General features: G+C 58.7%; 21 protein-coding genes. 18 read left to right on the top strand and 3 right to left on the bottom strand.

The window, feature by feature from the left end; all coding sequences use genetic code 11:
* Positions 1–6: 6 nt before the first annotated feature.
* Positions 7–2,736: a two-component sensor histidine kinase BarA gene (barA, locus tag AC6I7J_RS04305; protein ID WP_059010902.1), complete on the bottom strand. Its 2,730-nt coding sequence runs from the start codon at positions 2,734–2,736 to the stop codon at positions 7–9.
* Positions 2,737–2,826: 90 nt separating this feature from the next.
* Here barA and rlmD point away from each other — a divergent pair, with 90 nt between their 5' ends.
* From rlmD to queE, 6 genes are all read left to right on the top strand, one after another.
* A complete protein-coding gene (gene rlmD, locus AC6I7J_RS04310; protein ID WP_166720473.1) occupies positions 2,827–4,143 on the top strand; it encodes a 23S rRNA (uracil(1939)-C(5))-methyltransferase RlmD in 1,317 nt (438 codons plus the stop codon).
* Between the two features lie 32 nt (positions 4,144–4,175).
* The gene (gene relA, locus AC6I7J_RS04315) at positions 4,176–6,410 is read left to right on the top strand and encodes a GTP diphosphokinase (protein ID WP_021507365.1); all 2,235 of its coding nucleotides are present in this window, start codon (positions 4,176–4,178) and stop codon (positions 6,408–6,410) included.
* Between the two features lie 109 nt (positions 6,411–6,519).
* Positions 6,520–7,302 carry a nucleoside triphosphate pyrophosphohydrolase gene (gene mazG, locus AC6I7J_RS04320; RefSeq protein ID WP_394515923.1) on the top strand — a complete coding sequence of 261 codons (783 nt, stop codon included), beginning with the start codon at positions 6,520–6,522 and terminating at the stop codon, positions 7,300–7,302.
* A 259-nt stretch (positions 7,303–7,561) separates the two neighbouring features.
* Positions 7,562–9,199 (top strand): glutamine hydrolyzing CTP synthase, encoded by a 1,638-nt coding sequence (gene pyrG, locus AC6I7J_RS04325; protein ID WP_021507363.1) that lies wholly within the window; start codon positions 7,562–7,564, stop codon positions 9,197–9,199.
* Between the two features lie 77 nt (positions 9,200–9,276).
* On the top strand, positions 9,277–10,575 hold the full coding sequence (gene eno, locus AC6I7J_RS04330) for a phosphopyruvate hydratase (protein ID WP_021507362.1): 1,299 nt from the start codon (positions 9,277–9,279) through the stop codon (positions 10,573–10,575).
* A 149-nt stretch (positions 10,576–10,724) separates the two neighbouring features.
* Positions 10,725–11,396 (top strand): 7-carboxy-7-deazaguanine synthase QueE, encoded by a 672-nt coding sequence (queE, locus tag AC6I7J_RS04335; RefSeq protein ID WP_021507361.1) that lies wholly within the window; start codon positions 10,725–10,727, stop codon positions 11,394–11,396.
* 205 nt (positions 11,397–11,601) lie between these two features.
* On the opposite strand, the gene queD is transcribed toward queE, so the two are convergent.
* Entirely contained in the window at positions 11,602–11,964 is a 363-nt protein-coding gene (gene queD / locus AC6I7J_RS04340) for a 6-carboxytetrahydropterin synthase QueD (RefSeq protein WP_176428100.1), read from the bottom strand.
* 293 nt (positions 11,965–12,257) lie between these two features.
* Between queD and cysJ the strand changes: the two genes are divergently transcribed.
* From cysJ to AC6I7J_RS04355, 3 genes are read left to right on the top strand one after another with little or no spacing between them, the layout of a single operon-like run.
* Positions 12,258–14,060 (top strand): NADPH-dependent assimilatory sulfite reductase flavoprotein subunit, encoded by a 1,803-nt coding sequence (gene cysJ, locus AC6I7J_RS04345; RefSeq protein ID WP_215481460.1) that lies wholly within the window; start codon positions 12,258–12,260, stop codon positions 14,058–14,060.
* Positions 14,060–15,784: an assimilatory sulfite reductase (NADPH) hemoprotein subunit gene (cysI, locus tag AC6I7J_RS04350; RefSeq protein ID WP_021507358.1), complete on the top strand. Its 1,725-nt coding sequence runs from the start codon at positions 14,060–14,062 to the stop codon at positions 15,782–15,784. The genes cysJ and cysI overlap by 1 nt, the downstream gene beginning before the upstream one ends.
* A complete protein-coding gene (locus tag AC6I7J_RS04355) occupies positions 15,781–16,515 on the top strand; it encodes a phosphoadenylyl-sulfate reductase (RefSeq protein ID WP_498006899.1) in 735 nt (244 codons plus the stop codon). Before cysI ends, AC6I7J_RS04355 begins: the two co-directional genes overlap by 4 nt.
* A gap of 56 nt (positions 16,516–16,571) precedes the next feature.
* On the opposite strand, the gene AC6I7J_RS04360 is transcribed toward AC6I7J_RS04355, so the two are convergent.
* Positions 16,572–17,591, bottom strand: a complete 1,020-nt coding sequence (locus tag AC6I7J_RS04360) for an aminopeptidase (protein ID WP_058780265.1) — start codon at positions 17,589–17,591, stop codon at positions 16,572–16,574.
* Positions 17,592–17,839: 248 nt separating this feature from the next.
* Here AC6I7J_RS04360 and cysG point away from each other — a divergent pair, with 248 nt between their 5' ends.
* From cysG to truD, 9 genes are all read left to right on the top strand, one after another.
* Entirely contained in the window at positions 17,840–19,255 is a 1,416-nt protein-coding gene (gene cysG / locus AC6I7J_RS04365; RefSeq protein WP_336700496.1) for a siroheme synthase CysG, read from the top strand.
* A gap of 9 nt (positions 19,256–19,264) precedes the next feature.
* Positions 19,265–20,173, top strand: a complete 909-nt coding sequence (gene cysD, locus AC6I7J_RS04370; RefSeq protein WP_021507354.1) for a sulfate adenylyltransferase subunit CysD — start codon at positions 19,265–19,267, stop codon at positions 20,171–20,173.
* Between the two features lie 10 nt (positions 20,174–20,183).
* Positions 20,184–21,611 (top strand): sulfate adenylyltransferase subunit CysN, encoded by a 1,428-nt coding sequence (gene cysN / locus AC6I7J_RS04375; RefSeq protein WP_058771479.1) that lies wholly within the window; start codon positions 20,184–20,186, stop codon positions 21,609–21,611.
* Positions 21,611–22,216 (top strand): adenylyl-sulfate kinase, encoded by a 606-nt coding sequence (gene cysC / locus AC6I7J_RS04380; RefSeq protein ID WP_021507352.1) that lies wholly within the window; start codon positions 21,611–21,613, stop codon positions 22,214–22,216. The genes cysN and cysC overlap by 1 nt, the downstream gene beginning before the upstream one ends.
* 54 nt (positions 22,217–22,270) lie before the next feature.
* The gene (locus tag AC6I7J_RS04385) at positions 22,271–22,591 is read left to right on the top strand and encodes a DUF3561 family protein (RefSeq protein WP_021507351.1); all 321 of its coding nucleotides are present in this window, start codon (positions 22,271–22,273) and stop codon (positions 22,589–22,591) included.
* 170 nt (positions 22,592–22,761) lie between these two features.
* Positions 22,762–23,079: a cell division protein FtsB gene (gene ftsB, locus AC6I7J_RS04390; RefSeq protein ID WP_021507350.1), complete on the top strand. Its 318-nt coding sequence runs from the start codon at positions 22,762–22,764 to the stop codon at positions 23,077–23,079.
* A 3-nt stretch (positions 23,080–23,082) separates the two neighbouring features.
* On the top strand, positions 23,083–23,799 hold the full coding sequence (ispD, locus tag AC6I7J_RS04395; RefSeq protein ID WP_021507349.1) for a 2-C-methyl-D-erythritol 4-phosphate cytidylyltransferase: 717 nt from the start codon (positions 23,083–23,085) through the stop codon (positions 23,797–23,799).
* Complete coding sequence (ispF, locus tag AC6I7J_RS04400; RefSeq protein WP_031279680.1) at positions 23,799–24,281, top strand: 2-C-methyl-D-erythritol 2,4-cyclodiphosphate synthase; 483 nt, start codon at positions 23,799–23,801, stop codon at positions 24,279–24,281. Before ispD ends, ispF begins: the two co-directional genes overlap by 1 nt.
* Positions 24,278–25,321: a tRNA pseudouridine(13) synthase TruD gene (gene truD, locus AC6I7J_RS04405; protein WP_498006900.1), complete on the top strand. Its 1,044-nt coding sequence runs from the start codon at positions 24,278–24,280 to the stop codon at positions 25,319–25,321. The genes ispF and truD overlap by 4 nt, the downstream gene beginning before the upstream one ends.
* Positions 25,322–25,334: the final 13 nt, after the last annotated feature.

Genomic DNA, 25,334 nt, shown 5'->3' on the forward strand with positions numbered 1-25,334 from the left:
CCCTCACTACGCCACGCCCAGCACCTGACGCGCTTCGCGCGCCACATTCGCCATCTCGTCGCTCAGCTCCAGCAGTTCTGGTTCCAGCGCTGCGATATCGCTCTCCTGATGCAGACTCTTCTCCAGCTGCTGACACAGCTGTTTCAGCCGTGGCACGCCGCTGTAGCTGGCGCTGCCGTGCAGCTTGTGGATAATCTCGCGCAGCCCATCGACGTCATTCTGCGCCATACATTGCGCCACGCGCTGCTCCACTTCCGGCAGAAAATCCAGCAGCATCTGCAGCAGATCGCGCGCCAGCTCGGCTTTATTCGCCGCCTGGCGCAGCGCCAGCGCCCAGTCGAGTGAGGGCGCGATCGCCGGTTGTCGCACCGCGCTCGCCACGCTGCCCGGCGCATAGCGCTGCAGCAGCTGCTTCAGCTTGTCCTCATCAATCGGTTTGGCGAGATAATCATTCATGCCAGCGGCGATCAGCTGCTCGCGTTCGCCATCCAGCGCATGCGCCGTGACCGCGACAATCGGCGTGCTGGCGTGCTGTGGCAGGCTGCGGATGATCTCGCTGGCGCGGATGCCGTCGATGTCCGGCATCTGAATATCCATCAGAATCACGTCCAGCCGCTGCTGCCGCGCCTGATGAATCGCCTGACTGGCGTTGTCGCACAGAATGATGTTCTGGACCTGCTCCTCCAGCAATGCGCCGATCAGCTTCAGGTTGGCCGGATTATCATCCACTGCCATCACCGTCAGCGGCTGTCTTACGCCGCGCGGGGCGGCGTCGCTGTGACGCATGTTGAGATCGAGCAGCATCGGCAGCAATCGCGTCAGCGACACCGGTTTGGCAATGCAGCCGGCGATACCGCGCGCGCGCAAATCATCGGCGAACAGCATCATTTCGCTCGGCAGCGCCAGCAGCACCGAGTCGGCGTGTGCGCGCAGGCGGGCAATCAGCGCATCGGACAGCGTAGCCGGATGCGGATCGCTGACCGGCAGCCCCATCAGCAGCAGCGGGAAATGGGCGTCGGGCAGATCGTCAAGGCTGGCAAAGTGCTGCACCTGCAAAGGCGTAATGCTCAGCATCTCCTGAACCGCTTTCGCCACCGCCGGATGGGGTTCGATATAAGCCAGCGGTGTGGCGTGCAGATCGTCCAGCATGCGTGGAATCGCCGGTGCATTAGGATTGAGATCCAGATGTACCTGTACCCAGAAGGTGGAGCCCTGATTCTGCCGGCTGTGGAAGGCGATCTCACCGCCCATTTCGTGCACCAGTTTCTGCGTAATCACCAGGCCAAGACCGGTACCGCCGTGACGGCGCGAAATACTGGCATCCGCCTGACGAAATGCCTGGAACAGCTGCGACTGCTGCTGCTCAGAGATACCGATGCCGGTATCGTGCACCTGAATCTCCAGTTCCGCCCGCGTGATGCTGAGATGACGCAGCTCGACGCGCAGATCAATGTGGCCGCGCTCGGTGAATTTGATGGCGTTGCCAATCAGGTTGATCAGAATTTGCTGCAGACGCAGCGGATCGCCAATCACATTATCCGGCACCTGTTTCTCCAGGCACACGGTGATCTCGAGGCCTTTCTCATGCGCGGACGGCGCCAGCAGCACCAGCGTTTCATCCAGCGTGGCGCGCAGCGGGAACGGGATCGACTCCAGCACCAGCTTACCAGCTTCCAGTTTGGAGAAATCGAGCACGTCGTTAATGATGCTCAGCAGGTTATTGGCCGAGCGCTCAATGGTGCTCATGTAATCACGCTGGTTGGTGCTCAGCCCGGTTTTCAGCATCTGGCGGGTAAAGCCAATCACGCCATTGAGCGGCGTGCGCAGCTCGTGCGACATATTGGCGAGAAACTCCGACTTGATGCGTGCCGCTTCCTGGGCGCGCTTTTTCGCCAGGTCCAGTTCGACGTTCTGAATCTCCAGCTGCTCCAGCGTTTCGCGCAGATCGTAGGTTGCCTGATCGATGTTCTGCTGCATCTCTTCATGGTAGGCAGTGAGCGACATCGCCATGGCGTTGATGCCGTTTTTCAGGATGCTCAGCTCGCCCAGCATGTAGCCATCCACGCGGCTGTCGAGCTGGCCACGCCGGATGCGGTCCACGGTGGTAACCATATTGCGAATCGGGCCAGTGACGTCGCGCATCAGTCGATAGGCAAACAGCATGGCGATACACAGGCAGAACAGCAGCAGCAGAGTGGCGACAAACACCTCTTTGTACTGTTCCAGCCGCACCGACTGCAGATCCAGCTCAATCGCCACATAACCCAGCGGATTGCCTGCCGGCTTGGCGTCTTCACCCGGCAGTTCGTCCACCGAATAGCGTTCAGAGATAATCGGCGTGCGCAGCACCATCAGGTTGCCGTGTCGCTCCACCGACACGCCATCCGCCAGCGTGGAAATATCGGCTTTTTGCAGCAGCGCGAGGTTCTGGTTGTTATTGGAGCTGACGTAGATGTGATTGTTGTTGTCGAAAACCGTAATGGCACGGACAATATCGGAATGACGGCGATGCAGCAGGCTGACCAGCTCGCGAATCGCATCACGATTATGCCACGTCATGCCGTACTCGCTCGACACCGCCAGCGGTTCGATAATGTTAGCGCCGGCATCGCGCACCTGGTGCTGCAGTTCGTTGTAGCGGTGCACCACGAAGAAGGTACTGAGCAGCAGGCCAATCATCAGCGTCGGCGCCAGTATCAGAATCATCATTCGCGCCCGCAGGCTGTATTTGGTCATAATTGTGGCCTGGCGACTCCTGGCATTTTATCCCTGTGCAAAAACCGCGTACGGCTGCACACCTAATGAAAACTGAGAATTCACAACACTATGGCGCAATTTTACTCCGCAAAACAGCGCGTGACGACGAAGCAACGTCTCAGCGTCACCATTGACGAGCTCGATCCCTTTGGTCAGGGCGTGGCGCGCCATAACGGTAAAACGCTGTTTGTCAGCGGCGCGCTGCCCGGCGAACAGGCCGAGGTGATCCTGACCGAAGATAAGCGTCAGTTTGCGCGCGGCAAAGCCAAAAAGATTACACAACCGAGCCCGCAGCGCCAGCAACCGCGCTGCATCCATTTCGGCGTGTGCGGCGGCTGCCAGCAGCAGCACGTGTCCGTGGCGCTGCAGCAGGAGAGCAAAGCGCGGGCGCTGGGCCGCATGCTGAGTCAGGAAGCGGCGCTGCCGGTGCAGGTGGATGAGATCATCAGCGCTGCGCCCTGGGGCTATCGCCGGCGCGCGCGTCTCGGTTTGCAGTGGCTGCCGAAGCAGCAGCGCCTGCAGATGGGCTTCCGTCAGGCGGGCAGTAACGATCTGATTGATGTGACGCAATGCCCCGTTTTGGTGCCCGAGCTTGAGGCGCTGCTGCAGCCGCTGCACCACTGTCTCAGCAGCCTGCACGCAGCGAAACGGCTGGGGCATGTGGAACTGGTGCTGGCGGATAACGGTCCGCTAATGGTGCTGCGCCATCTTGATGCGCTCTCCGCTGCGGACCGGACAAAACTGGAACGTTTTTCGCATGAGCACCGGCTGATGATCTGGCTGGCGGACGGCAGTGACGCGCTGCAGGCGCTCGGTGCCGAGCAGCCTTACTACCGCTCGTTTGATTTGCAGCTAACCTTTAGCCCGCAGGATTTCATTCAGGTCAACGATGGCGTGAATCAGCAGATGGTGGCACAGGCGATTGCCTGGCTGGATCTGCAGCCGGACGATCGGGTGCTCGATCTGTTCTGCGGCATGGGCAACTTCACATTGCCGCTAGGAAAGTTCGTACAAAATGCGGTGGGTGTGGAGGGCGTTGCAGCATTAGTGCGCCAGGCAGAGTATAATGCTCAGCTTAACAATCTCAGAAATGTCTGCTTCTTCCAGCACAATTTAGAGGAAGATGTCTCGCGCCAGCCCTGGGCGGCGCAGGGATTTAATAAGGTGTTACTGGATCCGGCGCGTGCCGGGGCCGCGGGCGTGATGTCGCACATCGTTAAACTTGCGCCGCAACGCGTGGTCTATGTTTCCTGTAACCCGACAACACTTGCCCGCGACAGTCAGACATTACTGTCGGCGGGCTACCATCTGGAAAGGGTCGCGATGCTGGATATGTTCCCTCATACCAGCCATCTCGAATCCATGGTGCTGTTTAGCAAAACATAAGCGATGTTTAAGTCGCTGTGGCAGGAGAGGATATGGTTGCGGTTAGAAGTGCGCATTTAAATACGGCCGGGGAATTTGCCCTTGACCAGTGGATCGCCAGCTTGAGTATCAGTAATCCGCAATCCTGCGAACGACTGGCGGAAACATGGCGCTACTGTGAAGCCGAAACGCACGACCATCCAGATCAGGCTCTGCTGCTGTGGCGCGGTATTGAGATGGTGGAAATTCTCACCATGCTCAGTATGGACATCGACAGTTTGCGCGCCGCGCTGTTGTTCCCGCTGGCCAATGCGGGCGTGGTGAGTGAAGAGGATCTGGAAAAGGCCTTTGGCAAAAGCATCGTCTCGCTGGTGCACGGCGTGCGCGATATGGACGCCATCCGTCAGCTGAAAGCCATTCACAACGACTCGATGGCCTCGGAGCAGGTGGATAACGTGCGCCGCATGCTGCTGGCGATGGTGGAAGATTTCCGCTGCGTGGTCATCAAGCTGGCAGAACGTATTGCCCATCTGCGCGAGATGAAAGATGCGCCGGAAGATGAGCGCGTGCTGGCGGCGAAAGAGAGCACCAACATTTATGCGCCGCTGGCCAACCGTCTCGGGATCGGCCAGCTCAAATGGGAGCTGGAAGATTACTGCTTCCGCTACCTGCATCCTGACGAATACAAACGCATCGCCAAACTGCTGCATGAACGCCGCATCGATCGTGAACAGTACATTGATAACTTCGTCGATAACCTGCGTAAAGAGATGCAAAAAGAGGGCGTGCGTGCGGAAGTTTACGGCCGTCCCAAGCATATCTACAGCATCTGGCGCAAAATGCAGAAGAAGTCGCTGGCGTTTGATGAGCTGTTCGACGTGCGTGCAGTGCGCATTGTCGCTGAACGTCTGCAGGACTGCTACGGCGCGCTCGGCACCGTCCACACGCTGTATCGTCATCTGCCTAGCGAGTTTGACGATTACGTCGCCAATCCCAAGCCAAACGGCTATCAGTCGATTCATACCGTGGTGCTGGGCCCGCAGGGCAAAACGGTCGAGATTCAGATCCGTACCCGCCAGATGCACGAGGACGCTGAACTGGGCGTCGCGGCACACTGGAAGTACAAAGAAGGACCGACGGCCAGCAACGCGCGCGGTGCCGCAGGGCACGAAGAGCGCATCGCCTGGCTGCGTAAACTGATTACCTGGCAGGAAGAGATGGCGGATTCCGGCGAGATGCTGGAAGAGGTGCGCAGCCAGGTATTTGATGACCGCGTTTACGTGTTTACGCCAAAGGGCGACGTGGTCGATTTGCCGGCCGGTTCCACGCCGCTCGACTTTGCCTACCACATTCACAGTGATATTGGTCATCGCTGCATCGGTGCCAAAATCGGCGGCCGTATCGTGCCCTTTACCTATCAGCTGCAGATGGGCGATCAGATTGAGGTGATCACCCAGAAGCAGCCGAACCCGAGCCGCGACTGGCTGAACCCCAACCTCGGCTATATCACCACCAGCCGCGGGCGCTCGAAGATTCATGCCTGGTTCCGTAAACAGGATCGCGACAAAAATATCGCGGCCGGCCGGCAGATTCTGGATAGCGAGCTGGGCCAGCTGGATATCAGCATGCGCGAAGCCGAGAAGCTGCTGCTGCCGCGTTATAACGTCAGCTCACAGGATGAGCTGCTGGCGATGATTGGCGGCGGGGATATCCGTCTTAACCAGATGGTTAACTTCCTGCAGGCGAAGCTCAACAAGCCGAGCGCTGAAGAGGAAGATCGCGAGGCGCTGCGTCAGCTGACGCAGAAATCGCATCAGCCGTCGTCGGCGCGCAAAGAGAGTGGCCGCGTGGTGGTGGAGGGCGTCGGCAATCTGCTGCACCACATTGCGCGCTGCTGCCAGCCGATTCCGGGCGATGATATTGTCGGGTTTATTACCCAGGGGCGCGGCATTTCGATTCACCGCGCCGACTGCGATCAGCTCAGCGAACTGATTTCGCATGCACCGGAACGCATTGTCGATGCGGTGTGGGGCGAAAGTTACTCCAGCGGTTATTCGCTGGTGGTACGCGTGACGGCCAACGATCGCAGCGGGCTGCTGCGCGACATCACCACCATTCTGGCCAATGAAAAGGTCAACGTGCTGGGCGTGTCCAGCCGCAGCGACACCAAAAAGCAGCTCGCCACCATCGATATGGATATCGAGATTTATAACCAGCAGGTGCTGGGTCGCGTGCTGGCGCGCCTTAATCAGGTGCCGGATATTATCGATGCGCGCCGCTTACATTAAGCCCTGCTGAGACCGGTGCGCAGCAATGCGCACCCGGGCAAAACCGCGTAATTATCCTGCAGGGTCGCCATTAATGGCGGCTTTTTATCTTGTTGTTCCGGGGACTTTAATGACTGCTTTAAACCGCCTGCTCACCATCATGCAAACCCTGCGCGATCCGGTGCGCGGCTGCTCGTGGGATCGCCAGCAGACCTTTGCCTCTATCGCGCCGTATACGCTGGAAGAGACCTATGAAGTTATCGACGCCATCCAGCGCGAAGACTTTGACGATCTGCGCGGCGAACTGGGCGATCTGCTGTTTCAGGTGGTGTTCTACGCCCGCATGGCCGAGGAGCAGCAGCGTTTCAACTTCGATGACATCTGCAACGCCATCAGTGACAAACTGGAGCGTCGCCATCCGCACATCTTCGGCGAAGTCCAGGTCGATTCCACGGCTGAAGTGCTGAAAAACTGGGAAGCGATCAAGCAGCGCGAGCGTGCGGAGAAGTCGCAGCACTCGGTGCTGGACGATATCCCTAAAGCGCTGCCGGCGCTGATGCGCGCCTATAAAATCCAGAAGCGCTGTCACAGCGTAGGCTTCGACTGGGACAGCCTCGGGCCGGTGCTGGATAAAGTGCATGAAGAGATCGACGAAGTAATGCATGAAGCGCAGCAGGCGGTGGTGGACAGCGACAAGCTGGAAGAGGAGATTGGCGATCTGCTGTTCGCCACCGTCAATCTGTCACGCCATCTTGGCAGCAAAGCGGAAACCGCGCTGCAAAAGGCCAACGACAAGTTCGAGCGCCGCTTCCGTCAGGTAGAGAATATTATTCAGGCCCAGGGGCTGAGCATGGAACAGGCTACGCTGGCGCAGATGGAAGCCGCCTGGCAGCAGGTCAAAGCCGGCGAATAACCTTATTCAGCCTCTCTGCGCAGCGCAGGTGATTATTCCAGCGCTGCGCATAAAATCACCGCCTGAGCTTACTCGATTCAGCCAGTCGGCAACTTTGTGACGTACGTCAACATTTCACCCGGCACTCTCCGCTATGTTACAGGCTGTAATGCGAGGAGGATGGTGTGATTCATCAATTGTGGCTGCGGACGACTTCGGGTATACTGTTTTCCCGTCCTGGTTATTCCACCGTCTTTAAACCTAAACTCTCAGGTTCAGCATGACAACGAATTATATTTTTGTGACCGGCGGGGTCGTTTCCTCTCTGGGCAAAGGCATTGCCGCAGCCTCCCTCGCAGCCATCCTTGAAGCACGTGGTCTGAATGTGACCATCATGAAACTCGATCCGTATATCAACGTCGATCCGGGTACCATGAGCCCTACGCAGCACGGTGAAGTGTTCGTCACCGATGACGGGGCCGAGACCGATCTGGATTTAGGTCACTACGAGCGCTTCATCCGTACCAAAATGTCGCGCCGCAACAACTTTACTACCGGCCGTATCTACTCAGAAGTGCTGCGCAAAGAGCGTCGCGGCGACTATCTGGGCGCGACCATTCAGGTTATCCCACACATCACCAACGCCATCAAAGAGCGCATCATTGAAGGTGGCGAAGGGCATGACGTCGTGCTGGTGGAAATCGGCGGAACCGTGGGTGATATCGAATCCCTGCCGTTCCTGGAAGCGATTCGCCAGATGGCGGTCGATGTTGGCCGTGAACACACCATGTATATGCACCTGACGCTGGTGCCTTACATGGCGGCGGCGGGTGAAGTGAAAACCAAGCCAACTCAGCACTCGGTTAAAGAGCTGCTGTCGATTGGTATTCAGCCTGACGTGCTGATTTGCCGTTCAGACCGCGCGGTGCCGGCTAACGAGCGCGCGAAGATCGCCCTGTTCTGTAACGTGCCGGAAAAAGCGGTTATCTCGCTGAAAGACGTAGATTCGATCTACAAGATCCCGGGCCTGCTGAAATCGCAGGGTCTGGATGATTACATCTGCAAGCGTTTTAACCTGAGCGCGCCGGAAGCCAATCTGGCCGAGTGGGAGCAGGTGATTTACGAAGAAGCCAATCCGGGCGGCGAAGTGACCATCGGTATGGTCGGCAAATATGTCGAACTGCCGGATGCCTACAAATCCGTGATTGAAGCGCTGAAGCACGGCGGCCTGAAAAATCGCGTCACCGTTAACATCAAGCTGATCGATTCGCAGGATGTGGAAACGCGCGGCGTCGAAATTCTGAAAGATCTTGATGCTATCCTGATTCCTGGTGGCTTCGGTTACCGCGGTGTGGAAGGGAAATTGCTGACCGCGCAATACGCGCGTGAAAACAACATTCCGTACCTCGGCATTTGCCTTGGCATGCAGATTGCGCTGATGGAATTCGCGCGCAACGTGGCCGGGATGGAAGGCGCCAACTCCACTGAATTTGTGCCAGACTGTAAGTACCCGGTGGTTGCGTTAATCACCGAATGGCGCGATGAAAACGGTAACGTTGAACAGCGTACCGAGCAGAGCGATCTGGGCGGCACCATGCGTCTGGGAAGCCAGCAGTGCCAGCTGACGCCGGAAAGCAAAGTGCGCCAGCTGTACGGCTCTGACGTCATTACTGAGCGTCATCGCCACCGTTACGAAGTAAACAATCTGCTGCTGAAGCAGATTGAAGCGGCGGGTCTGCACATTGCAGGCCGTTCCGGCGACGATCAACTGGTGGAGATCATCGAGATCCCGAATCATCCATGGTTTGTAGCCTGCCAGTTCCACCCGGAATTCACGTCGACCCCGCGTGATGGTCATCCGCTGTTCGCTGGCTTTGTGAAAGCCGCGCAGGAGCACCAGAAGCGTTTAGCGAAGTAAGAGTTTAACGAACAGCGCGCGAACTTTTCGCGCGTTGTTTGTCTTAGGATTGACTAACTTGTACTGAGGAAAATCGAATGTCCAAAATCGTTAAAGTCATCGGTCGCGAAATCATCGACTCCCGTGGCAACCCGACTGTAGAAGCAGAAGTGCATCTGGAAGGCGGTTTCGTTGGTCTGGCTGCTGCGCCATCAGGTGCATCAACCGGTTCACGCGAAGCACTGGAGCTGCGTGACGGTGATAAGTCTCGTTTCCTGGGCAAAGGCGTAACCAAAGCGGTTGCTGCGGTTAACGGCCCAATCGCTGACGCGGTAAAAGGCAAAGATGCCAAAGACCAGGCGAACATCGATAAGATCATGATCGAGCTGGACGGTACTGACAACAAATCCAACTTCGGTGCAAACGCCATTCTGGCGGTTTCTCTGGCAGCAGCGAAAGCAGCAGCGGCGTCTAAAGGTCTGCCACTGTACGCACACATTGCAGAACTGAACGGCACCCCGGGCAAATACTCTATGCCACTGCCAATGATGAACATCATCAACGGTGGTGAGCACGCGGATAACAACGTTGATATCCAGGAGTTCATGATTCAGCCGGTTGGCGCGAAAACCGTGAAAGAAGCCATCCGTATGGGTTCTGAAGTGTTCCATCACCTGGCTAAAGTCCTGAAAGCCAAAGGCATGAACACCGCGGTGGGTGACGAAGGTGGCTACGCGCCAAACCTGGGTTCAAACGCCGAAGCGCTGGCCGTTATCGCCGAAGCCGTTAAAGCAGCAGGCTACGAGCTGGGCAAAGACATCACCCTGGCGATGGACTGCGCAGCATCTGAATTCTACAAAGACGGCAAATATGTGCTGGCTGGCGAAGGCAACAAAGCCTTCACTTCTGAAGAGTTCACCCACTTCCTGGAAGACCTGACCAAACAGTACCCAATCGTTTCTATCGAAGACGGTCTGGATGAGTCTGACTGGAATGGCTTCGCTTACCAGACCAAAGTACTGGGCGACAAAATTCAGCTGGTGGGCGACGACCTGTTCGTGACCAACACCAAAATCCTGAAAGAAGGCATCGAGAAAGGCATCGCTAACTCTATCCTGATCAAATTCAACCAGATCGGTTCTCTGACCGAAACCCTGGCTGCGATCAAGATGGCGAAAGACGCTGGCTACACCGCGGTCATCTCTCACCGCTCTGGCGAAACTGAAGACGCGACCATCGCTGACCTGGCGGTCGGTACTGCCGCTGGCCAGATCAAAACCGGTTCTATGAGCCGTTCTGACCGCGTTGCTAAGTACAACCAGCTGATTCGTATCGAAGAAGCGCTGGGTGACAAAGCGCCGTTCAACGGTCTGAAAGAAGTTAAAGGCCAGGCGTAATCGCCTGCGGATGTGGCTAAACGGCCACATCGCCTGACATCAAGCCCCGCCTCGTGCGGGGCTTTTGCTTTTTATGGCACGAAGCAGCTGTGAAGCGACGCACAAAATCTGCCATAATCTGCGCCTCGAATTTCTGACGTGAGTAAAAAATGTTCTACCCGATTAACGAAATGTTCCAGACGCTGCAGGGCGAAGGTTTTTACACCGGCGTGCCGGCCATCTTTATCCGCTTACAAGGATGTCCGGTGGGCTGTAGCTGGTGTGATACCAAACATACCTGGGAAACGCGGGCGGATCGGGAGACGTCGCTGGGGGACATTCTGGTCAAAACCGTGGAGAGCGATGCCTGGGGCAGCGCCGATGCGGCCACGCTGATTGAGAGCATTCAGCGTCAGGGCTGGACCGCCCGCCATGTGGTGATCACCGGCGGTGAGCCGGCAATTTTTGACTTACGTCCACTGACCGAAGCGCTGGAAGCGGCTGGTTTTCAGTGTCAGATTGAAACCAGCGGCACGCATGAAGTGCACTGTTCCGCTGCCACCTGGGTGACGGTGTCGCCGAAGGTGAACATGCGGGGTGGCTACGATGTGCTGCCGCAGGCGCTGCAGCGTGCCGATGAGATCAAACATCCGGTGGCGCGCGAGCGGGACGTGGAAGCGCTGGATGCGCTGCTGGCTGGCCTGCAGGATGAGAAAAAACGCATTGTGGCGCTGCAGCCCATCAGCCGTGGCGAGGCGGCGACCAGACTGTGTATTGAAACCTGCATTGCCCGCAACTGGCGGCTTTCGATGCAGACGCACAAATACCTGAACATCGCCTGATTCACCGAATGCGCACCCGGCAAAATCAACGCAATTGTGGCTGGTGCGCATCAATGCGCACCCTGTAAAACGCATTACACCGTAGGGTCGCCATTGATGGCGACCTGGCCAATGGTAGACGATGCGCATCAATGCACACCCTGTAAAACCGCTCTGCACCGCAGGGTCGCCATTGATGGCGACCTTCTGACCTTTACCGCGGCTGTCAGCCGCGATAGACGCAACCTGCGGTGCAGGTCTCTTTGATCATCACCGCACTCAGCTCAGGCAGAATCGGCTTCATCTCATCCCAGATCCATTTCGCCAGCACTTCGCTGGTCGGGTTCTCCAGACCGGGAATATCGTTGAGATAATGGTGATCGAGGCGATCGTAGATCGGCCTGAACGCCGCCTTCAGTTCGGCAAAATCCATTACCCAACCGGTATGCGCATCCACTTCACCGGTAATTTCCAGTCGCACCAGAAATGAATGGCCGTGCAGACGACCGCATTTATGCCCTTCCGGCACGTGAGGTAAGCGGTGGGCCGCTTCAAACTGGAACTCTTTAAACAGCGTGGTAGACATAATGGCTCTCAGACGTAAAAACCGCTGAAGTCTACCTGAAAAGCAGATTTTTCGCACCCGCCAGCGCTGAAAAGGGCATTTCTGCTGATGTGCCGTTTACGCCGTAAATTAACTGATTGAATTACGACAACTTTATTTACCACTTTTACTGGTTAGGTTGACCCAAAAAACCACTTAGTCATTTTGGTTATTTATTATGTCGAAGCCTTATTTAATCGTTAATATACAGGCCGGTAACCTACCCACTCTTCCGCCGCTTCCCGGTACGGATTTCTGACACTGGAATTTTTAACGCGATGACGACTCAGGCACCCCCAGCGATGCTTCCGCTATCCCCGGAGCAAATTGCGCGCTTACAGGCCGCGACCACCGATTTTAATCCAACGCAGCTGGCATGGCTTTCTGGCTACTTCTGGGGCATGGTTAATCAGGCACCGGGCACCGTTGCCGCGCCTGCGCCAGTCGCCGCTGAGGTGCCGGGCATTACGCTGATCTCCGCCTCCCAAACCGGCAATGCGCGCCGGCTGGCCGAGCAGCTGCGTGACGATTTGCTGGCGGCGAAACTGAGCGTCAACCTGGTGAATGCCGGCGACTATAAATTCAAACAGATCGGTCAGGAAAAACTGCTGGTCATCGTGACCTCAACGCAGGGCGAGGGCGAACCGCCGGAAGAGGCGGTGGCGCTGCATAAATTCCTGCTGTCGAAGAAAGCGCCGAAGCTGAGTGATACCGCCTTTGCCGTGTTCGGTCTTGGCGATACCTCCTATGAATTTTTCAGTCAGGCCGGTAAAGACTTCGACCAGCGTCTGGCCGAACTGGGCGGCGAACGCCTGCTGGATCGCGTGGATGCCGATGTTGAATACAGCGAGCTGGCCAGCGCCTGGCGTCTGCAGCTCACCGATATTCTCAAAGCGCGCGTGCCGGCGGAACCGGCAGCGCAGCTGGCAGCCAGCGCGGCTGGCAGCGTCAACCTGGTGGACAGCAGTCCTTACACCAAAGAAGCGCCGCTCACCGCCAGCTTTGCTCTGAACCAGAAAATTACCGGTCGCAACTCAGATAAAGACGTGCGCCATATTGAAATCGATCTGGGAGGTTCCGGTCTGCGTTACCAGCCAGGCGATGCGCTCGGCGTATGGTATGAAAACGATGCGGAACTGGTGCAGGAGCTGCTGCAGCTGGTATGGCTGAAAGGCGATGAGCAGGTCGAGGTGCGCGGAGAAACCCTGCCGCTGGCCGAGGCGCTGCAGAAACATTTTGAGCTGACGGTCAACACGCCGCAGATCGTCGAGCAGTATGCGGCTCTGTCGCGCAACGAGGCGCTGCTGGCGCTGGCGGGCGACAAGCCGAAGCTGCAAAGCTTCGCGCAGAGTTTCCCGATTGTCGACATGGTGCGCCAGGCACCCACCGAACTGAACGCCGGCCAGCTGACTGGCCTGCTGCGTCCGCTGACGCCGCGGCTTTACTCCATCGCCTCGTCGCAGGCGGAGAGCGAAACCGAAGTGCATATCACCGTCGGCGCGGTGCGTTATGAAATTGACGGCCGTCAGCGCGGCGGCGGCGCTTCTACCTGGCTGGCCGATCGTCTGGAAGAAGATGGCGAAATCCGCGTGTTCATCGAGCATAACGATAATTTCCGCCTGCCGGCCAATCCGGATGCGCCAGTGATCATGATCGGCCCGGGCACCGGCATTGCCCCGTTCCGCGCCTTCATGCAGCAGCGTGAAAACGACGGTGCCAGCGGTAAAAACTGGCTGTTCTTTGGTAATCCGCACTTCACCGAAGATTTCCTCTATCAGGTGGAGTGGCAGAAATATGTCAAAGACGGTCTGCTGACCCATATCGATCTGGCGTGGTCACGCGATCAGGCCGAAAAGATTTACGTACAGGATAAAATCCGCGCCAGAGGAGCGGAAGTGTGGCGCTGGATTGAAGAGGGCGCGCACCTGTACGTCTGCGGCGACGCCAATCGCATGGCGAAAGACGTTGAACAGGCATTACTGGATGTGGTGGTCGAACACGGCGGCATGGATCGTGAAACCGCTGACGAATTTTTAAGTGAGCTGCGCATTGAGCGCCGTTATCAGCGAGACGTTTACTAATGAGCGAAAAACATCCTGGACCGCTGGTGGTTGAAGGCAAACTTTCCGACGCCGAGCGTCTGAAAAAGCAGAGCAACTACCTGCGCGGCACCATTTTAGAAGATCTCGACAATGGCCTGACCGGCGGCTTTACCGGCGATAACTTCCTGCTGATCCGTTTTCACGGCATGTACCAGCAGGATGACCGCGACATCCGTGCCGAGCGCGCCGCGCAGAAGCTGGAACCGCGTCATGCGATGATGCTGCGCTGCCGTCTGCCGGGCGGCATCATCACGCCAACGCAGTGGCTGGCGATTGATAAATTTGCCACCGACAAAACGCTGTACGGCAGCATTCGCCTGACTAACCGTCAGACGTTCCAGTTTCACGGCATTCTGAAGAAGAACGTCAAGCCAACTCACCAGATGCTGCATGAAGTCGGACTGGACGCGCTGGCCACCGCCAACGACGTCAACCGTAACGTGCTGTGTACCTCGAACCCGGTGGAGTCAGAGCTACATCAGGAAGCGTACGAGTGGGCGAAAAAGCTTTCCGAGCATCTGCTGCCGCAGACGCGCGCCTACGCCGAGATCTGGTGGGATCAGGAGAAGGTCGCCACCACCGATCAGGAGCCGATCCTCGGTGAGACCTATCTGCCACGTAAGTTTAAAACCACCGTGGTGGTGCCGCCGCATAACGATGTCGATCTGCATGCGAACGATCTGAACTTCATCGCCATTGCGGAGAATGGCAAGCTGATTGGCTTTAACCTGCTGGTCGGCGGCGGCTTGTCGATTGAGCACGGCAACAAAGCCACCTATGCGCGCACCGCCAGCGAGTTTGGCTATCTGCCGGTGGAGAAGATCCTTGATGTGGCTGCAGCGGTGGTCACCACGCAGCGCGACTGGGGTAACCGTACCGATCGTAAAAATGCCAAAACCAAATACACGCTGGAGCGCGTCGGCGTCGAGACCTTTAAAGCCGAAGTCGAGAAGCGTGCCGGCCTGACCTTCGAGCCGATTCGCCCATACGAATTTACCACCCGTGGCGATCGCATCGGCTGGGTGAAGGGCATCGACAAAAAATGGCACCTGACGCTGTTTATCGAAAACGGTCGCCTGCTGGATTATCCGGGCCGTCCGCTGAAGCGCGGTATCGCGGAGATTGCCAAAGTGCATCAGGGCGATTTCCGCCTGACCGCCAATCAGAATCTGATTGTGGCCGGCGTACCGGAGGCGCAGAAAGCGCAGATCGAAGCCATTGCGCGTGAGCACGGCCTGATGGAAGCGGTTACGCCGCAGCGTGAAAACTCCATGGCCTGCGTGGCCTTCCCGACCTGTCCGCTGGCGATGGCTGAAGCCGAACGCTTCCTGCCGTCCTTCGTCAGCAAAGTGGAGGAGATCATGCACCGCCACGGCGTCGGCGAAGAGCACATAGTGTTACGCGTTACCGGTTGTCCGAACGGTTGCGGCCGTGCCATGCTGGCCGAACTGGGCCTGGTGGGCAAAGCGCCGGGCCGTTACAACCTGCATATTGGTGGTAATCGCATCGGCACGCGCATCCCGCGCATGTACCGCGAAAACATCACGGAAAACGAAATCCTCGCCAGCATCGATGAGCTGGTGGCGCGCTGGGCCAGCGAGCGCACGGCGGATGAAGGGTTTGGTGACTTCGTGATTCGCGCGGGCATTGTGCAGCCGGTGGTCGATCCCGCCCGTGATTTCTGGGACCCGGAGGCAGTATGACACTACCCGATCTCGCCAGCCTGAACAGCGTCAGCAAAGTCGATCGCATCATGGCGCTGGCGGAAAGCAACGTCCAGCTGGAAAAGCTCTCTGCCGAACAGCGCGTCAGCTGGGCGCTGGAGCAGCTGCCGGGCACCTTTGTGCTGTCGTCGAGTTTTGGTATTCAGGCGGCGGTGTTGTTGCACATGGTCACGCAGCAGCGCCCGGATATTCCGGTGATCCTCACCGATACCGGTTATCTGTTCCCTGAGACCTACCGCTTCATTGATGAACTGACGCAGCAGCTGAACCTGAATCTGCAGATCTTCCGCGCCGAAACCTCACCCGCGTGGCAGGAAGCGCGCTACGGCAAGCTGTGGGAGCAGGGCGTTGAAGGGATCGAGCAGTACAACCAGCTTAACAAAGTCGAGCCGATGAACCGCGCGCTGCAAACGTTGGGTGCGCAGACCTGGTTTGCCGGCCTGCGCCGCGATCAGTCCGGCAGCCGTGCCAGCCTGCCGGTACTGGCCGTGCAGCGTGGCGTGTTCAAAATCCTGCCGATCATCGACTGGGATAACCGTCAGGTGCACCAGTATCTGAAGCAGCATGGGCTGAAGTACCATCCGCTGTGGGACGAAGGTTACCTCTCCGTGGGCGACACGCACACCACGCGCAAGTGGGAGCCGGGGATGGCTGAGGAAGAGACGCGCTTTTTCGGCCTCAAACGCGAATGCGGGTTACACGAAGGCTGACGGGCGCAATTGCTGCGGGTGTGCAGCAGTGCGCACCCGCAAAAATCGGCAGGATCTTACAACGTCGGATTAGCCAGCTCCGTCAGCAGCGGCTGCAAAATACGTACGCTGTCGCGCGTGCGCTGATGGATGCGCCCCGGCAGCCAGTGGTCGATGTAATTCAGATTATCGCGCCCGGTCTGGTGGCGCACCGTACCCTCCGGAAAATGCGGTGAACGGGCGCGCTGCTGCTCACCGGCTTTATTGCCCAGCGCCCAGTTGGCTGCGGTAACGTCCAGCAGCGGAATCCCGGCTTTATCAAACGGATTAACGCCTGGGTAGTCGCGTGCGGTCAGCACGTGGCTGGCGGCCGTGATGCCGTAACGGTGCGCAATCTGCAGGGCGCGCGCGCTGGTCTGCTTGCGTACCGCCGCTGGCGTATTCATGCCGTTATTAAAGTAGAGGCGATCGCCAACGATCAGGCTATTCAGATCGATCACCAGCAGCGTATCTTTCTTCTCCTGCACGCTCATGCGCGCCAGATAATCATCCATACCGTGTAAACCGGCTTCGCCTGCGCTCAGCGCCACAAAGCGCACGCCATAGTGCAGCGGCGTTTGACTCAGCGCCTGCGCCAGCTCCAGCATCACGCCCAGCCCGGAAGCGTTATCGTCCACGCCCTGCAATCGCAGGCCGCCGAGATTATTATCTGCCTCGTGCTGGCTGAGCGGTGTCCAGGTATCCAGATGAGTGACGATCAGAATCTCCTGCGGCACGCTGCCGGCGCGTGCGGCGATCACCGAGGTCGCCGTCACTTTATGGCGGCGCGTGATGCCCTGTTTCTCCAGCCAGTTATAGCTGGTATTAAACTGCCGGGTATTGCTCTGATAACCAAGCTGGGTGAACTGCTGCTGCAGATAATCTGCCGTCATCAGCTCGGCGGGGCTGCCGCTCATGCGGCCGGGGAAATAGGTGGCGATGTGACGCAGCTGCTGTTCGGCAAAGTGGCCAGGGGCGCTCGCTGCAGCCTGCGCCAAAAGAGGCAAACCGCCGGCAATCAGTGCGGCCAGCACGCTGCGGCGGAGAGTGGCAAACATAGTGGTTGTCCTTTTCTGACATCCCGTCAGGGTAAAAAAATTCTGAGTTAGTATGAAACTGTGACGCCGCCTGCACAATTTGTATCGCTCCGAAACACCAGCAATATCATTTGTTAAGCACAAATTGTTATCAGCAATCCCGGTGCGTTATTCCATTTGGTAACTACTCATGCTAATTCGTAATTTCATCTGCCAGAAGGCGGGGACGTATAGTCGCGTTAACTTATTGTAAAACTAACAAGGTTAACGTGGATTACTTGCCTCTCTTTGCCGATCTCAAAAACCGTCCGGTGCTGGTGGTCGGCGGTGGCGAAATCGCTGCGCGTAAAATTGAGCTGCTGCGGCGTGCCGGTGCGCACGTGCGGGTGGCCGCGCGCGAGCTCGGCCATGAACTGCAGGCGCTGCGCGACATTAACGCCATCGAGTGGATTGCTCAACACTTCGACGCGGCGCAGCTGGACGATGTTTTCCTCGTGATTGCCGCCACCGACAATAACGCCCTCAACGCGCAGGTATTTGATGCCGCCAATGCGCGCCACAAGCTGGTGAATGTGGTCGACGACCAGCCGAAATGCAGCTTTATCTTCCCGTCGATTGTTGACCGCTCACCGCTGGTGGTGGCGATCTCCTCCAGCGGCACCGCGCCGGTGCTGGCGCGTCTGCTGCGTGAAAAAATCGAAGCGCTGCTGCCCGCCAATCTCGGGCAGATGGCCGAAGTGGCCGGTCAGTGGCGCGACAAAGTCAAACAGCGTTACCACAAAATGTCTGACCGTCGTCGCTTCTGGGAGCGGGCTTTTAATGGCCTGTTTGCCAGCCAGATGGCGGCGGGTAACGTCAACGAAGCGCGCCGCACGCTCGATCGCGAACTGGAAAACACCTCCGATAATCAGGGTGAAATCACGCTGGTCGGTGCCGGACCGGGCGACAGCGGTCTGCTGACGCTGCGCGGGCTGCAGGTGATGCAGCTGGCCGATGTGGTGCTGTATGACCATCTGGTCAGCGACGAGGTGCTGGAGCTGGTAAGACGCGATGCCGATCGTATCTGCGTCGGCAAACGCGCTGGCGCCCATTCGGTGCCGCAGGAAGAGACCAATCAGCTGCTGGTGACGCTGGCGCAGCAGGGGAAGCGCGTGGTGCGCCTGAAAGGCGGCGATCCGTTTATTTTTGGCCGCGGCGGCGAAGAGCTGCAGGCGGCGCAGGCGGCGGGCATTCCGTTCCAGGTGGTGCCGGGCATCACCGCGGCCGCGGGTGCTACCGCGTATGCCGGTATTCCGTTAACCCACCGCGATTATGCCCAGAGCGTGCTGTTTATCACCGGTCACTGCCGCGCCGACGGCGACGGTATCGACTGGCCGTCGCTGGCGCGCGCGCGTCAGACGCTGGCAATTTACATGGGCACGGTGAAAGCGGCGGAAATTGCCGCCGGGCTGATCGAACACGGCCGCGCGCCGTCAACGCCAGTGGCGGTGATTGGTCGCGGCACACGCCAGGATCAACAGGTGCTGACCGGCACCTTAGCACAACTCGAGGCGCTGGCAGCTGCCGCGCCGACGCCAGCGCTATTAGTGATTGGCGAAGTGGTGAATCTGCACGGGCAACTTGCCTGGTTCCAACATTCGGCACAGCAGGGGGCTCGCGAGTCCGCCGTTGTCAATTTGGCTTGAGGAAAAATTATGGACCAAAATCGTCTCACTCATCTGCGCCAGCTGGAGGCAGAGAGTATCCATATCATCCGCGAGGTGGCGGCCGAGTTCAGCAATCCGGTGATGATGTACTCCATCGGTAAAGACTCCTCGGTGATGCTGCATCTGGCGCGCAAAGCCTTCTATCCGGGCACGCTGCCGTTTCCGCTGCTGCACGTTGATACCGGCTGGAAATTCCGTGAAATGTACGAGTTCCGCGATCGCACCGTGAAAGCGATGGGCGCAGAGCTGCTGGTGCACCGTAACCCGGAAGGCGTGGCGATGGGCATTAACCCGTTCGTGCACGGCAGCGCCAAACACACCGACATCATGAAAACCGAGGGCCTGAAGCAGGCGCTGAACAAATATGGTTTTGATGCGGCATTCGGTGGCGCACGCCGTGACGAAGAGAAGTCGCGCGCCAAAGAGCGTATCTATTCGTTCCGCGATCGTTTCCACCGCTGGGATCCGAAGAACCAGCGTCCGGAGCTGTGGCACAACTACAATGGCCAGATCAACAAAGGCGAAAGCATTCGCGTGTTCCCGCTCTCCAACTGGACCGAGCTGGATATCTGGCAGTACATCTTCCTGGAAAACATCGAAATCGTGCCGCTGTACCTGGCTGCACCGCGCCCGGTGCTGGAGCGCGACGGCATGCTGATGATGATTGATGACGATCGTATCAACCTGCAGCCGGGTGAAGTGATTAAGCAGCGTATGGTGCGTTTCCGCACCCTCGGCTGCTGGCCGCTGACCGGCGCGGTGGAATCCGAGGCGCAGACGCTGCCGGAAATCATTGAAGAGATGCTGGTCTCCACCACCAGTGAACGTCAGGGGCGCGTGATTGACCGCGACCAGGCCGGTTCGATGGAACTGAAAAAACGTCAGGGTTATTTCTAAGGAGACGCCGATGAATACCGTTATTGCCCAACAGATTGCCGAGCAGGGCGGCGTTGAAGCCTGGCTGACCGCGCAACAACACAAAAGCCTGCTGCGTTTCCTCACCTGCGGCAGCGTCGACGACGGCAAAAGTACGCTGATTGGCCGTCTGCTGCACGATACGCGCCAGATTTATGAAGATCAGCTGTCGTCGCTGCACAATGACAGCAAACGCCACGGCACCCAGGGCGAGAAACTCGATCTGGCGCTGCTGGTTGATGGCCTGCAGGCCGAGCGCGAGCAGGGCATCACTATCGATGTGGCCTATCGCTATTTCTCCACCGAGAAGCGCAAGTTCATCATCGCCGACACGCCGGGGCACGAGCAGTACACCCGCAACATGGCGACCGGTGCCTCAACCTGCGATCTGGCGATCCTGCTGATCGATGCGCGCAAAGGCGTGCTGGATCAGACCCGTCGCCACAGCTTTATTGCCACGCTGCTGGGCATCAAACATCTGGTGGTGGCGATCAACAAGATGGATCTGGTGGCGTACAGCCAGGAGACCTTCGAGCAGATCAAACAGGATTACCTCGATTTTGCCGCGCAGCTGCCGGACGATCTTGATATCCGCTTTGTGCCGATGTCGGCGCTGGAAGGCGATAACGTCGCCACCCCGAGCGTAACCATGCCGTGGTACAGCGGCCCGACGTTGCTCGACGTGCTGGAAACGGTAGAGCTGAAGCGCGTGGTCGACACGCAGCCGATGCGCTTCCCGGTGCAGTATGTTAACCGGCCGAACCTCGACTTCCGTGGCTATGCCGGTACGCTGGCATCGGGCGTGGTCAGCGTCGGCCAGCGAGTGAAAGTGCTGCCGTCCGGTGTGGAATCCAGCGTTGCGCGTATCGTCACCTTTGATGGCGACCTGCAGCAGGCGGCCGCCGGTGAGGCGATTACCCTGGTGCTGAACGATGAGATCGACATCAGCCGTGGCGATCTGCTGGTGGATGCCGCAGCCGATTTGCAGGCGGTGCAGTCCGCGACCGTCGACGTGGTGTGGATGGCGGAACAGCCGCTGCAGCCGGGACAAAGCTATGAAGTGAAAATTGCCGGCAAGAAAGCGCGTGGCCGCGTCGAAAAGATTCTCCATCAGGTGGAGATCAATACGCTGGAAAAACGCGCGGTCGACAGCCTGCCGCTCAACGGCATCGGTCTGGTAGAAGTGACCTTCGATGAACCGATGGTGCTGGATGCTTACCAGCAGAACCCGGTGACCGGCGGCATGATCTTTATCGATCGCCTGAGCAACGTGACCGTCGGCGCCGGCATGATCCATCAGCCGCTGAGCGCCGCGCGCAGTCAGGCTGGCCAGTACAGTGATTTCGAGCTGGAGCTGAACGCGCTGGTGCGCCGTCACTTCCCGCACTGGAACGCGCGCGACCTGCTGGGCGGTCAGTAATGGCGCAGCACGACGAAAACGTGGTGTGGCATGACCATCCGGTCACGCGCGCTGAACGCGAACAGCAGCACGGCCATCGTGGCGTGGTGCTGTGGTTTACCGGGCTCTCTGGCTCGGGTAAATCTACCGTGGCCGGTGCACTGGAGCAGGCGCTGCACCGGCTGGGCGTCAGCACCTATCTGCTGGACGGCGACAATGTGCGTCACGGCCTGTGCCGCGATCTCGGTTTCAGCGATGAAGACCGCAAAGAGAATATCCGGCGCGTGGGCGAAGTGGCGAAACTGATGGTGGATGCCGGACTGGTGGTGCTGACGGCGTTCATCTCGCCGCACCGTGCCGAGCGCCAGATGGTGCGCGATCTGCTCGGTGACGGGCAGTTTATCGAGGTGTTCGTCGATACGCCGCTGGCGGTGTGCGAAGCGCGCGATCCGAAAGGCTTGTATAAAAAAGCCCGTGCCGGCGAGCTACGTAACTTCACCGGTATCGACAGCGTTTACGAGGCGCCGGACGCGCCGGAAATCCAGCTGGATGGTGAACAATTGGTTACAAAACTGACCGGCCAATTGTTAGACCTGCTGCGCCACCACGATATCATCAGATCCTGAACCGACAGCGGCAAATCTCACGGTTTGCCGCGCTTTAGCGTCAACAGGATCTCTATGCAGAACGTTACCCCCATGCTGGCACGCAAAGATGAACGCACCCCGGATGAGCCACGCTCATCGTTGCCGGGCGGCGTGATCGGCTTTCTCTCGTACTGGTGTGCGCTGGGCATCCCGTTTCTGCTGTACGGCTCTAACACGCTGTTTTTCTTTCTCTACACCTGGCCTTTTTTCCTTGCGCTGCTGCCGGTTTCGGTGCTGATTGGCATCGTGCTCAGCCTGATGCTGCGTGGCCGGCTGTGGTGGAGCGGCCTGATCACCGCCCTGGTGGTGGTGTGCCTGTTCTGGCTGCTGTTCTCCTTTCTCTCCGGCTGGTAATCCGGCGCTGATGTGCAAACGCATCGGCAGGTTACAAAACTTTACCTGCCGTCCGGCGCTTTCCCCGTCATTATTTGTCCAGACAAATCTGCTTGCGCGCCATTTTCGCTGCCGCAGTGGAGTCCGGCGTCAAGTTATGGGATGATTGAGCCGTTTTTCAGGGGGCGGGGATGGGAAAACTGACGTTACTGCTGCTCGTGCTGCTGGGATGGTTGCAATACTCTCTGTGGCTGGGCAAGAACGGTATCCATGATTACACGCGCGTCAGCGAAGACGTGGCGTCACAACAGGCGAATAACGCCAAACTCAAAGCGCGTAACGATCAACTGTTTGCCGAAATTGACGATCTCAATGGCGGTTCAGAGGCGATTGAGGAACGCGCACGCAGCGAGCTGGGCATGATCAGGCCTGGCGAGACTTTCTATCGTCTGGTGCCAGACCAAAACAAACGTAATGCGCAACAAGCGGCGCAGAATCAACAACGATAAACCATGAATCAGCTCTCTTCCTCTGCGGATGTGATTGCCGTGGTGCCGGCTGCCGGTATCGGCAGCCGCATGCAGGCCGCCTGTCCGAAGCAGTATCTCACCATCGGTCCGTTAACCCTGCTCGAGCACAGCGTGGCGCGCCTGCTGGCGCATCCGGCGGTAAAGCAGGTGGTGGTGCCAGTCAGCCCGGATGACGGCTGGTTCGATAGCCTGCCGCTGGCGCAGGATGCACGTGTGCTGCGCGTCACCGGCGGCGAAACCCGCGCCGAATCGGTGCTGGCCGGATTACAGACCATCCGCCACAGCGCCTGGGTGCTGGTGCACGACGCGGCGCGGCCGTGTCTGCATCCCGATGATTTAGCGCGTCTGCTGGCGGTGCGTGAGCACAGCAAAGTCGGCGCGATTCTGGCGGCACCGGTGCGCGACACCATGAAGCGCGCGGAGCCCGGCAAAGGTGCCATTGCGCATACCGTTGAACGCGATGACTTATGGCATGCGCTGACGCCGCAGTTTTTCCCGCATGCGCTGCTGACCGCCTGCCTGACGCGCGCGCTCAATGAAGGCGCGACCATCACCGATGAAGCCTCGGCGCTGGAGTATTGCGGTTATCATCCTGAGCTGGTCAGCGGACGCAGCGACAATATTAAGGTAACGCGGCCGGAAGATCTGGCGCTGGCGGCCTTCTATCTCACTCAGATTCAGTTAAAGGAGCACGCATGATGCGTATCGGTCACGGTTTTGACGTGCACGCGTTTGGCGGCGAAGGTCCGCTGGTGATTGGCGGGGTGCGTATTCCCTTCGAACAGGGCTTTATTGCGCATTCAGACGGCGATGTGGCGCTTCATGCGCTGACCGACGCGCTGCTGGGCGCGGTGGCAATGGGCGACATCGGCAAACTGTTCCCGGATACCGATCCTGCATTCAAAGGCGCCGACAGCCGCGGTTTGCTGCGCGAAGCCTGGCGCCGCATCCAGCAGAAGGGCTACCGCATCGGCAACGTCGATGTCACCATCATCGCTCAGGCACCGAAAATGCTGCCGCACGTGCCGCAGATGCGCGTCAACATCGCCGAAGATCTCGGTTGCCACATGGATGATGTCAACGTCAAAGCCACCACCACCGAGAAGCTGGGCTTCACCGGTCGCGGTGAAGGCATCGCCTGCGAAGCCGTGGCGCTGCTGGTGAAGGCCGATCGGGCATGAGTGAACTGCTCTACCTGCACGGCGTACCCGCTGCTACCGGGGTGATCAAAGCCAGTCCCGAAGATTTCGTAGTGATTGAAGATCTCGGCTATCCCTATGATGGCGAAGGCGAACAGCTGCTGGTGCGCATCCGCAAAATTGGCTGCAACACGCGTTTTGTCGCTGAGGCAATCGCCAAATTCCTCGGCGTGCATCAGCGCGATCTCAGCTATGCCGGCATGAAAGATCGCCACGCGGTCACCGAGCAGACGCTGTGCTTCCGCGTGCCGGGCACGGCGATGCCCAACCTTGCCGGCTTCCAGCTGGAAGGCGTGGAGATCCTGCAGGTGATTCGCCACAAGCGTAAACTGCGCACCGGCGCGCTGGCGGGCAATGCGTTTCGTCTGGTGGTACGTCAGGTGTCCGATCGCGCGCAGGTGGAATCGCGGCTGCAGCGAATTCAGCAGCAGGGCGTGCCCAACTACTTTGGCGAACAGCGCTTTGGCCGCGGCGGCAATAACCTGACGCAGGCGCGCCTGTGGGCAGAGGAGAAATTCCGTCCACGCGACCGCAGTATGAAAGGCATTCTGCTGTCGGCGGCGCGCAGCCAGCTGTTCAATCAGCTGACCAGCGCGCGCCTGCAGCGTGACGGTGCGCTGGATCGCGTGCAGCCCGGCGATGCGCTGCAGCTCAGCGGGCGCGGCAGCTGGTTTGTTGCCCAGACGGACGAGTTACCTGCGCTGCAGCAGCGTGTGGATAACCACGAGCTGCGCATCACCGCACCGCTGGCCGGGCGTGGCGAGCTGGGCACCCAGGGCGAAACGCTGGCGTTTGAACAGCAGCAGCTGGCGGGCGCGGCCGATCTGCTGGGCCTGCTGGAGCGTGAACGCGTCGATGCGGCGCGGCGCGCCATGCTGGTGGTGCCGAAAGATCTGCAATGGAACTGGTGGGATGACGTCACGCTCGAGCTGCAGTTCTGGCTGCCGGCCGGCAGTTTTGCCACCAGCGTAGTGCGTGAACTGCTGAGCAACGGCGCGGCGGCCCCGCTCGGCGACGAATAAGCGAACCCGGCGA

It is taken from the genome of Type-C symbiont of Plautia stali (assembly GCF_059730935.1).